The organism is Streptomyces sp. NPDC059008 (assembly GCF_042749045.1).
In the GTDB taxonomy this organism is placed as follows: domain Bacteria; phylum Actinomycetota; class Actinomycetes; order Streptomycetales; family Streptomycetaceae; genus Streptomyces.
On record NZ_JBHYJC010000013.1, the window covers coordinates 174,789 to 187,177 of the forward strand.

Genomic DNA, 12,389 nt, shown 5'->3' on the forward strand with positions numbered 1-12,389 from the left:
CTTCTTCGTACTGGAGCCGCCACCATGCGCCAAAGACGCACCACCGGCACCTCGACCCACCGCCCGTACCGGCGCGCCGCCGCCCTCGCCGCGGCCCCGCTGCTCGCCGCGACCGCCCTGCTGACCGGCCCGGCCGCCCAGGCCGCCCCCGAGACCCCCGCCGCCGCGCCCGCCCCCGCGCCCCAGTGCAGCGCCGCCTACCGCATCACCCAGGCGCTCGACGGCGGCACGGTCTGGCGGATGTGCTGGCACTACGAGGGCAACGCCGGCCTGGTCCTGGACGACATCTCCTACCAGCCCAAGGGCGAACCGGCCCCGATCAAGGTGCTCACCACCGCCAAGCTCGCCCAGATCCACGTCCCCTACGACGACGGCACGAACGAGTACGACGACCTCACCGGCCAGGGCTTCGCCCAGGGCCTGCAGAAGCTCGCCCCCGCCGAATGCCCCGGCGGCACCATAAAGACCGTCAAGGTGCCCGGTGCCTGGGACCCCGCGCACCCCGAGGTCGGGGGCCTGTGCGCCACCACCCGGGCCCGCGGCCACGCCTACCGGCTGGGCGCCTACCCCGGGGAGGACACCAAGACCTACCAGCTCCAGGGCAACGACCTGCTGCTCTACACCGTCAACAAGGTCGGCTGGTACGAGTACATCACCGAATGGCGGTTCTCCGGCGACGGCGCCATGACCATGCAGGTCGGCGCCACCGGCACCGTCTCGCCGGGCGACTACGACGCCGGCGACGGCCGCGGTATGCCCCTCGGCAAGGGCGCCAAGGACTACGCCACCAGCCACAGCCACAATGTCTTCTGGCGGCTGAACTTCGGCCTGGACGGCTCCTCCGGCAACAAGGTCGAGCAGTTCGACTCCGCCACCACCACCCGCCCCGGCGGCCGCACTCCCACCATCCGCACCACCCGCACCCCCGTCACCAAGGAGCTGGCCGGGGACGCCGGCCCGATGCGCTGGTGGCGGGTGGTGAGCGCCACCGGCAAGAACAAGGACGGCCACCCGCGCTCGTACGAGATCGTGCCGGGGCACACCAGCAAGTACACCGGCCGCAGCTACACCAAGCACGACATCTATTTCACCGACTACAAAAAATGTGAGCAGTTCGCCAGCAACAACCTGGCCAACTGCGGTGCCCGCGGCGGCAAGAGCGTCGACGCCTGGGTCAACGGCCAGCCGCTGAAACACCCCATCGCGTGGGTCAACATCGGGTTCCATCATGTCGCCAGGGATGAGGACCAGGAGCCGATGCCCGTCCACTGGCAGGGCTTCCAGCTGGCTCCGCGCGACGTCACCGCTATGAATCCGCTCACTCCGCCCGCGCTGTCCGGTCACAACGGGCACTATGAATAAGGGGAGTTGACAGCCGACTCGACCCATCCTGCTGCACCGTCTCCCGCACCGCAGTAGTCTGCCTTGATCGTTGGCACGGGGGTTCGGGAGGCGGTGGCAGGTGAGCGGCGGGCTGGAGTTGCCCCCTGGTGACGAGAGTCACGAGGCTCAAGAAGGCGGCTCCGTCGACGCACCGCCCGGCGCGGTGTCCCTGGCACGGCCGCTGGAGATCGGGGCGGAGCTGGACTGGGGCGCCGACGCCTGGAGCGAGGTGCGCACCCGGGCCCGCCGGGCCGGTCGTGCCTACATCTGGCTGAATCTCGTCGAGCAGCGGCTGCGGGCCGTCGTCGCGGCGGTCCTGCGGCCCATCTACGAGCCGGTGCACGGCGACGAATGGGTGGTCGCCGCGGCCGGACCCGCCGGGCAGGAGTGGGTGCAGCGCGCGGTCGCCGTCCGCGAGGTCAGCCGCCGCAAGGGCTACCTCCTCGACCCCGCCGACGACAACATCGTCAGCTTTCTGACGCTGCCGCAACTCCGCGAACTGATGGTCCAGCACTGGCCCTGCTTCGAGCCGTACTTCGACGACCGCCGCGAGGTCGAGCTGGCCCTCGACGAGCTGGAGGTCGCCCGCAACATCGTCTCCCGCAACCGCGCCCTGTCGCAGACCGTCCTCGCCCAGGCCGAGCGCGCCTCCGCCCGGCTCCTGGACATCCTCGGCTCCGGCACCGGCACCCGGATCTCCGGCCGGCTGCCGATCGACGCGGTGGAGGACCTGGTCGGCGACCGCTACGCCGATGTCGTCGGCGTGCACCCCGACCGGGTCCGCCTCCAGCGGCAGCTGCCCGCCGAGGACCTCTTCGGGGGCGCCCGCCGCCTCGACGCCGTCGGCATAGGCCTGAACCTCCTCGTCCAGAACTACTCCGGCCGACGCCTGGTCCGGCTCGCCGAATCCGGCTGCCGGGTCCGGCTGCTCTTCCTCAACCCCGCGAGCAGCGCGGTCCGCCGCCGGGAGCGCGAAATCGGCCTGAAGAAGGGCGAGATGAGCCGCTCCATCGAGATGAACATCCTCCATATGCGGCGGGTGCGCGCCCGGCTGCGGGACCCCGGCGCCTTCGAGATCCAGGTCTTCGACGAGACCCCGCGCTTCACCGCCTACCTCGTCGACGGCGACGGCCCCGACGGTCTGGCCGTCGTCCAGCCCTACCTCCGCAAGAGCCGGGGCATGGAGTCCCCCGTCCTGGTGCTGCGCGGCGGCTCCCGCGAGGTCGTCCGCCAGGACGCCCGCGACGGGCGCGACGGCGACCACGGCCTCTTCGAGACCTACCGGGAGGAGTTCGAGAGCATCTGGGCGGACTCGCGGCCGGTCTCCTGACCGCCTCGTACGGTCGACCCATGCAATTCCGCGTACTGGCCCCGCTGGACGTGCGGACCGCCGACGGTCGTCGCGCCCCCGTCCCGGAGAAGAAGGTACGGGCGTTGCTCGCCGCGCTCCTCGCGCACCGCGGCCGCCCGGTGTCCGCGACCCGGCTCATCGACCACCTCTGGGGCCGGCGGCCGCCCGCGAACCCGACCGCCTCCCTCCAGAGCAAGGTCTCCCAGCTGCGCCGCGCCCTGGACGCCGCGGAGCCCGGCGCCCGGAAACTGCTGACGCCGACCCCGCCCGGCTACCGGCTGGACATCCCGGCCGACGCCCTGGACGCCGGCCGCTTCACCGCCTTGACGGCCCGCGCCCACACGGCCGCCACCGCACGGGAGCGGGCCGGTCTGCTCGGCGAGGCCCTGGCCCTGTGGCACGGCCCGGCCTTCGCCGGATTCGCCGACGACGACCTGGTGCGCCCGGTGGCCGAGAGCCTGGAGGAGCAGCGGCTGACCGCCCTGGAGGAGTGGGCCGCGGCACGCCTGGAGCTGGGCGAACACGCCGCGCTGACCGACGAGCTGACCGCCCTGGCGGCCCGGCACCCGCTCCGGGAGCGGCTGCGCGCGCTGCAGCTGACCGCCCTGTACCGGTCCGGACGGCAGAGCGAGGCGCTGGCCGCGTACGGCGCCGTACGCGCGGGACTGGCCGAGGAGCTGGGGGTGGACCCCGGTCCCGAGCTGACCGCGGTCCATCAGGCGATCCTGCGGCAGGAGCCCTGGGAGGCGAGCGACGCGGGCGCCGGGCACCCCGGGGCCGAGGGGGCGGCGGAGGGGCCTGCCACCGGCCCCGCCGCGCGACCGCGCACCAACCTTCCCACCCCCCTCACCGAACTCCTCGGTCGCCAGGACGCCGTCCACCGGGTCGGCCGGCTCCTCGCGGCCACCCGCCTGGTGACGCTCACCGGCCCCGGTGGCGTGGGCAAGACGCGGCTCGCCCTGGAGACCGCCGGCCGGTCGGCCGACGCCTTCCCGGACGGCGTCTGGCTCGTGGAGCTGGCCGCGCTGAGCCGCCCGGACGACGCCGCGGGCGCGCGTGCGGCCAAGTGCACCGCCGCCGAGGTGGCCGAGGCCGTGCTCGCCGTGCTCGGTATCCGGGAGGGCGCCGCCGCCGGCCCGGTGGCGGAGCGGCTCGTCGGCGCGGTACGGGGCAAGCGCCTGCTGCTCGTCCTGGACAACTGCGAGCATGTCGTCGAGGCGGCCGCCGAGGTCACCGCCGCGCTCCTCGCCGCCGCGCCGGAGCTGCGGGCGCTGGTGACCGGGCGGGAACCGCTGGGCCTGGCGGGCGAGGTGGTGTGGACCGTACCGCCGCTGGAGCCGGCCGGTGCCCGCGCGCTGTTCGCCGCCCGTGCCGGCGCCGCCGACCCCGGCTTCGCGCTGGACGCGGACACCACCCCCGTCGTGGCGGAGATCTGCCGCCGCCTAGACGGCATCCCGCTCGCCCTGGAGTTGGCCGCCACCCGCGTACGCGCACTGGGCGTAAGGGAGTTGAGCGCCCGGCTGGACGACCGGTTCCGGCTGCCGGCGGCCGGTCGACGCGGTGCGCCGGCCCGGCAGCAGACCCTGCGCGCGATGATCGACTGGAGCTGGGAGCTGCTGCCCCTCCCCGAGCGCACCGTGCTGCGCAGACTGGCCGTACACGCGGACGGCTGCACCCTGGAGGCCGCCGAGACGGTCTGCGCGGGCGACGGCATACGGCCGGACGAGGTACTGGATCTGCTGGTCCGTCTTGTGGACCGCTCCCTGGTGGCGGTGGCCCCCACGCCGTACGGAGTGCGCTACCGCCTGCTGGAGACGGTGGGCGCGTACTGCCTCGAACGCCTGCGGGAGGCCGGCGAGCTGACCGCGGTACGCCGCCGCCACCACGACTACTACACCGAACTGGCCGAGCGCGCCGCGCCGTTGCTGTACGGGGCGGAGCAGCGGCAGTGGCTGGAGCGGCTCGACCAGGAGGCCGCGAATCTGCGGGCGGCGCTGGACGGCTGGGTCCACGGCGGTGCGGCGGACCGCGCACTGCGCCTGGTCGACGCGCTGGCCTGGTACTGGTTCCTGCGCGGCCGGATCGCGGAGGCGGGCCGCTCGCTGGAGGCCGCGCTCGCGGTCCCCGCGTCGCCCGGTGCGGACCCCGAGGGGGACGGCACCACGGCCTCGGCGGGGCGTCGGCTGCGGGCGGCCGCCTGGCAGGTCGGGATGGCGTCGCTGGCGGGCGGCGACGCCGACCCCGTGGGGCGGGCGGCCGCTGTACTGCGGCGGTACGAGGAGCACGAGGAGCCGCGGGACCGGGCCTGGGCCCAGTGGTTTGTGGGGTACGCCCAGGTGGGCCTCGGCGACAGCGCGGTGGCGGCGCGTCGGGTGTCGGAAGCGCTGGCGGCCTTCCGGGCGCTGGGCGACCGCTGGGGCACCGCCGCGGCGCTGAGCAGCCGCGCCCGGATGGCGGGCGGCAGGGAGCCGGCCGCGCGCCGCCGCGACGCCGAGGAGAGCGCCGCCCTCTTCGGTGAACTGGGCGACCGCTGGGGGCAGTTGCAGGCGGCCGACGCGCTCGGCGCGATCGCGGAGATCACCGGCGACTACACCCGGGCGGCCGGGCTCCATCAGGACGGGCTGCGGATCGCCGAGGAACTCGGCCTGGGGATCCAGGCCTCGTACCAGCTCTCCGGCCTGGGCCGGATCGCGCTGCTGACCGGCGAGGTGGCCGGTGCCCGGGACTTCCACGAGCGGGGCCTGCGGCTGGCCGCCGAACACTCGCACCGGCGCGGCGAGATGTTCGCCGAGACCGGACTCGCGCTCGGCGCCAGAAGGGAGGGCCGCCTCGACGACGCCGAGGCGCATCTGCTGCCCTGGCTGGAGTGGTGCCGCGGCCGGGACGGCGACCCCGGTACCGCGTTCGTCCTGGCCGAGCTGGGCTTCGTGGCCGAGCTGCGGGGCGATGCGCCGGCCGCCCGCCGCCGGCACCTGGACGGCTTCGCGGCGGCCCGCGCCACCGCCGATCCCCGTGCCGTCGCGCTGGCACTGGAAGGCCTGGCCGGTGCCCAGGCGCTGGCCGGCCGCTTCGCCTCCGCGGCCCGGCTGTTGGGCGGCGCCGGCGCGCTCCGCGCTGCGGCCGGGGCTCCGCAGCCCGTCGCGGAGCGCGGTGACGTCGCGCGCAGCACGGCCGCGGCGCGCCGGGGCCTGGGCACGGAACCCTTCGCGGCGGCGTACGCGAGCGGCGCGGAGGCGGCACCGGAGGTGCTGGTGGCAGAGGTGCTGGTGGCGGAGGTGAGCACGCCGACGGAGGCGAGCGAGCGGGCGGCGGGGGAGGGGACGGCGCAGACCGCGCAGGAGGCGCAACGGTGAGGGAGGCGCGGCGGCGATGGCGGCGTCCTACAGCTCCTACGGTGTCCCCGTGATGCCCCCGTCGACCCGTAGCTCGATTCCGTTGACGTAATCGGCGCGCGGGCTCGCCAGATAGGCGACCGCGGACGCGATGTCCTCCGGGCGCCCCAGACGTCCGGTCGGATTCGGCGCGTACCGCGCGACGATGCCCGCCTCGTCCGGCTCGCCCGGCTCCCCGAGTTCGTCCGCCGCGTCCGACCCGCTGCCGTCGCCCGTCGCGGTCCGTTCCTGCCACATGCGGTACATCGACGGGGTGACGATCACCCCCGGGCTCACGCAGTTCGCGGTCACCCCGCTCCCCGCGAGGTGCCTGGCCAGGCTCGTGGTCATGTTCACCACGGCCGCCTTGGCCGCCGAGTACGTCACCATGTTGGGCAGCGGTGTGCGTACGGCCCGGCTGCCGATGGTGATCACCCGGCCCCAGCCGTGCGCGCGCAGCGAGGGCAGCAGCGTCTGGCTGACCCGCACCGTCGGCAGCACATTGCCCTCGAAGGCGGCGCGCCAGTCGGCGGGCCGGGAGCTCTCCCAGTCGTGCTCGGCGAACGGACCGGCGTTGTTGACCAGGATGTGCGCCCCGAAGTCGCGTGCGGTGAGGGCGACCTGTTCGGCGACGCCGGGTTCGGTCAGGTCGCCGAGCACCACCTCGGCCCGTACCCCGCGGCGCGCGATGCGTTCGGCGACGGCCGCCGCGGCCCCGGCGTCCCGTCCGTGGACGAGCACCTCGCAGCCCTCGTCCGCCAGTGTCTCGGCGATGGTCGCGCCGATCCCCGAACTGCTGCCCGTCACCAGCGCGCCGTGTCCTGCCAGCCGTAGGTCCATGGCCGTCAGCCTAGGGGTGCCCGCGGCCGGGCGCCCGTGCCGCGACGGGTGGCCGGTGGATTGTCAGTGGTGCGTGGCAGAGTGGGCGAGCAACGGGGGAAGTACCACCGAAGGAGGCCGCATGAGCGAGGGCAGCGAACGCAGGGAACGCGGGTGCGCGCCGCGCGAGTGCCAGGCCGAGCGAAGCGAGGTTTCGGCATGAGCTGGCATCAGGAGCTGCTGGTCGGCTTCGACCTGGAGACGACGGGCACGGACGTGGAGCAGGACCGCATCGTCACCGCCGCCCTGGTCCGGTTGGAGGGGGACGGCCGGGCGGCCACGAAGCGGACCTGGCTGCTGGACCCGGGGGTGCCGATTCCCGATGAGGCCGCGGCCATACATGGCATTTCGACCGCATATGTCCAAGAACACGGGCAGTCGCCGGCAGCGGCCGTTGAAGAGATCACCGAGGCGCTGGCCGAGGCTCTGCGCGCGGAGATCCCCCTGGTGGTGATGAACGCCCGCTACGACCTCTCCCTCCTGGACCGCGAATGCCGGCGCCACGGCCTGCGGACCCTGACCGACCGGCTGGGCCGGGCCCCCGCGCCGGTCATCGACCCGCTCGTCCTCGACAAGCACGTGGACCGCTACCGCAAGGGCAAGCGCGCGCTGCAGGCGCTGTGCGGCCATTACGGCGTCCGGCTGGAGGACGCCCACGAAGCGGGCGCCGACGCGGTCGCCGCCGCCGGTGTCGCCCGCCGCATCGGGGAGAAGTACCCGGCCGTCGCCATCCCCTCGCCCCGCGCTCTGCACGCCCTCCAGGAGCAGGCCGCCGCCGACCAGGCCGCCTCGTTCCAGGCGTACTTGCGGCGCTCCGGCGACCCCCGGGCGATAGTCGAACCGGCCTGGCCGCTGATTCCGTACCAGGCCGGCCCGGCCCGGTAGCGTCGGTACGACCGGCCCTCCGCCGCGCGCCGCGGTCCGTCTTCGTACGGCCGGGCCGCGGCGCGGATGCCCTACGCCGCTCCTGGCCCCGGATGTTCTACGCCGCTCCTGTCCGCGGCACGGACGCGCTACTCCGCTCCCGGCCTCAGAACGGATACCACCGCACCGTCGCGTCCTTCTCCCGAAGTGAGGCGATCCGGCGCCGGAACTCCTTGAGCGCCGCCGGGTTTCCGGGTGCGTGCTGCGAGACCCAGGCGCAGCTCGCCGTCTCCCGGGACCCGCGCAGCACGGCACAGCCCTCCCAGTCCCGTACGTCCCAGCCGTAGACGGACACGAAGGTGTCGTAGGCGTCCGGGTCCAGGCCGTAGCGGTCCCGGCTCAGCGCCATCACGACCAGATCGTGTTCGCGCAGATCGCAGGAGAAGGTCTCCAGGTCCACCAGCACCGGACCGTCGGGTCCGACATGGACGTTGCGGGTCAGCGCGTCGCCGTGGATCGGGCCGCGGGGCAGATGCGGCTCCAGCGCCGTGGCGGCCGCCGCGAACGCATCGCGCCGCCCGCGCAGATACTCCGCGTCCGGCGCGGACACGGCGTCGCCCGCCAGCCGCAGCCAGCGTTCGACACCGCCCAGCAGCTCGCGCCGGGGCAGCGCGAACGGCGGCTCCGGCAGGGCGTGGACCAGCTTCAGCAGCGCGGCGAGATCCTGCGGCCCGGCGGGGCGGACGGCCTCCGGCAGCCGCTCCCAGTACGTCACGGGGTGCCCGTCGACGAGCGTGGCCACCGGCTCCGCGGCCCGTACCGCCGGCACGCCCGCGGCAGCCAGCCACTGCGCCACGCCCAGTTCCCGCTCGGCGCGCTCCAGGAGTTCGGCGCTGCGGCCCACCCGTACGACCGGACCGCCGTCGCCGAGGGCGAAGACGGCGTTCTCACCGAGCGCGAGCAGCCGGGCGTCGGCCGCCGCGTCCGGCCGCCCGGCCGCGGCCAGTACGTCCCGGGCGCGGGCCTCTGTGAAGGCGGCGGGGCTCGGTTCGGTCATGGTGATGCCTCCTGCGGTGCGCGATCGCGACCAGTGTCGCAGGACGCCTCCGCACACCCGCCCGGCGGGGAGTTCCGCCATGGATCGCGACCGGGACCTTGACTGCCGTGGCGGCCCTCACGACGATGACGGCGGCCGGGTGGGGACACGACGGCGGGCGAACGGGGACGGGGGAGCACGATGGCACAGGCGCCGAAGGCGGGCACACGCGGCGGGGAGCCCCCGCTGTGACCCTCGCGACCGCGTCCCGGCGGTCCACCGCGGCGGATGCGGGCCGCGCCGGGAGCGCGCGGCGCGACCACGGCGCGTGGTTCCTCGTGCTGCCCGCGCTGCTCCCCATCCTGGTGCTGAGCGTGGGGCCGCTGCTGTACGGCATCGGGCTGGCCTTCACCGACGCCCAGTCGGGCCGGGTCCAGGCCACCCGGTTCGTGGGACTGCTGAATTTCTCCGACCTCTTCCAGGACTCCCTGTTCTGGGATTCGTTCCGGATCGGCCTGTTATGGGCCTTCGGTGTCACCGTCCCGCAGTTCCTGCTGGCGCTCGGCCTCGCCCTGCTGCTCCATCTGAACCTGCGGCTGCGCTGGCTGGCCCGGGCGCTGGCGATCATTCCGTGGGCGATGCCCGAGGTCGTCGTCGGCATCATGTGGCGGCTGGTCTACCACCCGGACGCCGGCGTCCTGAACGAGACGCTGCGCGGCCTCGGCCTGTCCGGATCGGACGGCCGCGACTGGCTGAGCGGGCTGGCCACCGCCCTTCCCGCGGTCATCGTCGTCGGCGTATGGGCCGGGATGCCGCAGACCACCGTCACCCTCCTGGCCGGTCTGCAGAACGTGCCGCACGAGCTGCACGAGGCCGCGGCCATGGACGGCGCGGGCGCCTGGCGCCGCTTCCGTACGGTCACCTGGCCGGCCATCAGGCCCATCGCGCTCGCCGTCACCGCCCTCAACTTCATCTGGAACTTCAACTCCTTCGCCCTGGTCTATGTGCTGACCGACGGCGGACCCGGCGGCCGCACCAGGCTGCCGATGCTCTTCGCCTATGAAGAGGCCTTCCGTTACGGGCAGTTCGGGTACGCCGCCACGATGGGCCTGGCGATGGTCGCGGTGATCTCGGTACTCCTGGCCTGCTACCTGGTCGGCCGGCTGAAGGGGGAGGACGACCGGTGAACGGTGCGCGGCGGACGAGTGGGACACCACAAAGGAGCGGCACGGCGGCGACGAGCCGGACGGAGGGCTGCGCCCCGCGCCGGACGGGAGGCGCTTTCGCCGTGCGGCGCACCGCCACCCGCACCGGCCAGTACACCGCACTGCTGGCCTACCTCCTCTTCCTCGCCTTCCCCTTCCTCTGGCTGCTGTCCACCGCGTTCAAGCCACCGCGCGAGCTGGGCAGCATCCACCCCACGTGGATACCGAAGGCGCCGACCCTGGAGAACTTCCGGCAGGCCTTCGAGCAGCAGCCGCTGCTGGCCGCCGCGGGCAACAGCCTGCTGGCCGCCGCGGTCTCCGCGCTGATCGCGATCGTGCTGGCGACCCCGATGGCGTACGTCCTGGCGCGCTACCGCAACCGGCTCTCGCGCGCCGCCACGGGCTGGGTCGTGATCAGCCAGGCCTTCCCGCTGGTGCTGGTGATCATCCCGCTGTTCCTGGTCCTGAAGGGCCTGCATCTGGTGGACTCCAGGACCGGTCTGATCATGGTCTATGTGGTCTGGTCGCTGCCGTTCGCCCTGTGGATGCTGACCGGCTACGTCCGGGCGGTGCCGGCCGAGCTGGAGGAGGCCGCCGCCGTGGACGGCGCCGGCCGGGTCCGTACGCTGGTCTCGGTGACCGCGCCGCTGCTCGCGCCGGGCATCGTGGCCACCGCGCTGTTCGCCTTCATCACCGCCTGGAACGAGTTCTTCTTCGCCCTGGTCCTGCTCAAGTCGCCCGGGAAACAGACGCTGCCGGTCGTGCTGACCCACTTCCTCGGGGCGGAGGGCGTCGCCGACCTCGGCCCGCTCGCCGCCGCGGCGCTGCTGGCCACCCTCCCCAGCCTGCTCCTCTTCGCCGTGATCCAACGGCGGATCACGGGCGGGATGCTCGCCGGGGCGGTGAAGCACTGATGCGGGCCGGCGACGAGACGACGACGGCCGCCCGCTTCGCCCGTCGCAGGCTGCTCGCGGCGGCCGCCGCACTGCCCGCCGCGGCTCTGCTGCCGGGCTGCGCGGACGACCGGCGCCGCCGCGGGGCCGGCGGCCGCATCACGCTGCGCTTCCAGTCGCTCGCCTGGCAGCAGGACTCCCTCAAGGCCAACAAGCAGCTGGTCGCGGAGTGGAACAGACGGCACCCCAAGGTCCAGGTGCAGTACGTGCAGGGCGCCTGGCCCACCGTCCACGACCAGCTGCTGACCTCCTTCGAGGGCGGCGAGGCACCGGACATCATCCACGACGCCTCCGACGACCTCGCGGACTTCGCCTACGGCGGTGATCTGGCCGACCTCACCGACCTCCTGCCGCCGCGCCTGAAGCAGGACATCCCGCGCCGGAGCTGGGAGAGCGGCACCTTCAACGGCCGGATCTACGGTGTCCCGTTCCTCCAGGAGCCCCGGGTGCTGATCGCCGACCGCGGCAGACTGCGGCGCTCCGGCGTACGCATTCCCACCCCCGAACACCCCTGGACCTGGCAGGAGTTCGCCGAGGCGGCCCAGCGGCTGACCCGCGGCACCGGCCACGGGGTCGCCTGGCCGCTCAAGGAGCCCGTCTCGACCACCCTCAACCTCGCCCTGTCCACGGGCGGCCGGGTCTTCCACCGCCACCCCGACGGCAAGGTGGAGGTCCGCTTCGACGCCGTCGACCAGGTGGTGCCGCGCACCATCCACGACCAGTTGAACGTCGACCGCAGCGCCTCCCGCGCGACGCTGGGCATGGGTGGCTCCGACACCCTCCCGGGCTTCTTCGCCGGCCGCTACGCGATGGTGCCGCTCGGCTTCTCCTACCGCCAGCAGATCGCCCAGCAGGCCCCCGAGGGCTTCGACTGGACGGTGCTGCCCGCTCCCAAGGGCACCGCGCTCGACCAGGGCGTCAGCCCGCAGACCCTGTCGATCGCCGAGGACTGCCCGTACAAGGAGGAGGCGATGGCCTTCATCGACTTCCTCCTCGGGCCGGCGAACATGGTCCGGCTCGCCCTGGGCGACTGGCTGCTGCCGACGGGTCAGGAGGCGCTGGCCGACCCGGCGCTGCGGGTGCGGCGGTACGACTGGGCGACGGGTACCGCACTGGCCGGGTCGATGCGCTCCGCCCCCGCGCAGTCCGTTCGCGGCTACCCGGAGTGGAAGGACAAGATCGCGACTCCCGGTCTGCAGGAGTACTACAGCGGCGCCATCGGCCTGAACACCCTGCGGGAGCGACTGGTCGAGGACGGCAACGTGGTGCTGGCGCGGTATCAGCGCTGAGGGAGGCGGCGGGGCCGTCACGCCGAGCGGGCGCGGCGGTCCGCGGCGCACCAGGGCT

General features: G+C 74.0%; 9 protein-coding genes. 7 read left to right on the plus strand and 2 right to left on the minus strand.

Annotated elements, in window-relative coordinates:
• The first annotated feature begins 24 nt into the window (after nucleotides 1-24).
• The 3 genes from ACFWZH_RS18460 (at nucleotide 25) to ACFWZH_RS18470 (ending at nucleotide 6,087) form a co-directional block, all read left to right on the plus strand.
• Nucleotides 25-1,362 carry a copper amine oxidase gene (locus ACFWZH_RS18460; protein WP_384431642.1) on the plus strand — a complete coding sequence of 446 codons (1,338 nt, stop codon included), beginning with the start codon at nucleotides 25-27 and terminating at the stop codon, nucleotides 1,360-1,362.
• 100 nt (nucleotides 1,363-1,462) lie between these two features.
• Nucleotides 1,463-2,713: an SAV2148 family HEPN domain-containing protein gene (locus tag ACFWZH_RS18465; RefSeq protein WP_384431645.1), complete on the plus strand. Its 1,251-nt coding sequence runs from the start codon at nucleotides 1,463-1,465 to the stop codon at nucleotides 2,711-2,713.
• 20 nt (nucleotides 2,714-2,733) lie between these two features.
• Nucleotides 2,734-6,087 carry a BTAD domain-containing putative transcriptional regulator gene (locus ACFWZH_RS18470; protein WP_384431648.1) on the plus strand — a complete coding sequence of 1,118 codons (3,354 nt, stop codon included), beginning with the start codon at nucleotides 2,734-2,736 and terminating at the stop codon, nucleotides 6,085-6,087.
• Nucleotides 6,088-6,123: 36 nt separating this feature from the next.
• On the opposite strand, the gene ACFWZH_RS18475 is transcribed toward ACFWZH_RS18470, so the two are convergent.
• Complete coding sequence (locus ACFWZH_RS18475) at nucleotides 6,124-6,945, minus strand: SDR family NAD(P)-dependent oxidoreductase (protein WP_384431651.1); 822 nt, start codon at nucleotides 6,943-6,945, stop codon at nucleotides 6,124-6,126.
• A gap of 198 nt (nucleotides 6,946-7,143) precedes the next feature.
• Between ACFWZH_RS18475 and ACFWZH_RS18480 the strand changes: the two genes are divergently transcribed.
• On the plus strand, nucleotides 7,144-7,869 hold the full coding sequence (locus ACFWZH_RS18480) for an exonuclease domain-containing protein (RefSeq protein WP_384431654.1): 726 nt from the start codon (nucleotides 7,144-7,146) through the stop codon (nucleotides 7,867-7,869).
• 145 nt (nucleotides 7,870-8,014) lie between these two features.
• Here ACFWZH_RS18480 and ACFWZH_RS18485 read toward each other — a convergent pair whose 3' ends face one another.
• The gene (locus ACFWZH_RS18485) at nucleotides 8,015-8,905 is read right to left on the minus strand and encodes an aminoglycoside phosphotransferase family protein (protein WP_384431657.1); all 891 of its coding nucleotides are present in this window, start codon (nucleotides 8,903-8,905) and stop codon (nucleotides 8,015-8,017) included.
• Nucleotides 8,906-9,132: 227 nt separating this feature from the next.
• On the opposite strand from ACFWZH_RS18485, the gene ACFWZH_RS18490 reads away from it, so the two are divergent.
• The 3 genes from ACFWZH_RS18490 to ACFWZH_RS18500 all read left to right on the plus strand — a co-directional run bounded on the left by ACFWZH_RS18490 (nucleotide 9,133) and on the right by ACFWZH_RS18500 (nucleotide 12,331).
• Nucleotides 9,133-10,071 (plus strand): carbohydrate ABC transporter permease, encoded by a 939-nt coding sequence (locus tag ACFWZH_RS18490; RefSeq protein WP_384431660.1) that lies wholly within the window; start codon nucleotides 9,133-9,135, stop codon nucleotides 10,069-10,071.
• A gap of 101 nt (nucleotides 10,072-10,172) precedes the next feature.
• Nucleotides 10,173-11,003, plus strand: coding sequence for a carbohydrate ABC transporter permease (locus tag ACFWZH_RS18495; RefSeq protein WP_384431663.1), 831 nt, complete (start codon nucleotides 10,173-10,175; stop codon nucleotides 11,001-11,003).
• Nucleotides 11,003-12,331, plus strand: a complete 1,329-nt coding sequence (locus tag ACFWZH_RS18500; RefSeq protein ID WP_384431666.1) for an ABC transporter substrate-binding protein — start codon at nucleotides 11,003-11,005, stop codon at nucleotides 12,329-12,331. The genes ACFWZH_RS18495 and ACFWZH_RS18500 overlap by 1 nt, the downstream gene beginning before the upstream one ends.
• The last annotated feature ends 58 nt before the right edge of the window (nucleotides 12,332-12,389 follow it).

What these genes read in the sequence shown, in the direction of transcription:
- ACFWZH_RS18460 (WP_384431642.1), top strand. Translation starts at nt 25, where the DNA reads ATGCGCCAAAGACGCACCACCGGCACCTCGACCCACCGCCCGTACCGG.
- ACFWZH_RS18485 (WP_384431657.1), bottom strand. Translation starts at nt 8,905, where the DNA reads ATGACCGAACCGAGCCCCGCCGCCTTCACAGAGGCCCGCGCCCGGGAC.
- ACFWZH_RS18475 (WP_384431651.1), bottom strand. Translation starts at nt 6,945, where the DNA reads ATGGACCTACGGCTGGCAGGACACGGCGCGCTGGTGACGGGCAGCAGT.
- ACFWZH_RS18480 (WP_384431654.1), top strand. Translation starts at nt 7,144, where the DNA reads ATGAGCTGGCATCAGGAGCTGCTGGTCGGCTTCGACCTGGAGACGACG.
- ACFWZH_RS18470 (WP_384431648.1), top strand. Translation starts at nt 2,734, where the DNA reads ATGCAATTCCGCGTACTGGCCCCGCTGGACGTGCGGACCGCCGACGGT.
- ACFWZH_RS18500 (WP_384431666.1), top strand. Translation starts at nt 11,003, where the DNA reads ATGCGGGCCGGCGACGAGACGACGACGGCCGCCCGCTTCGCCCGTCGC.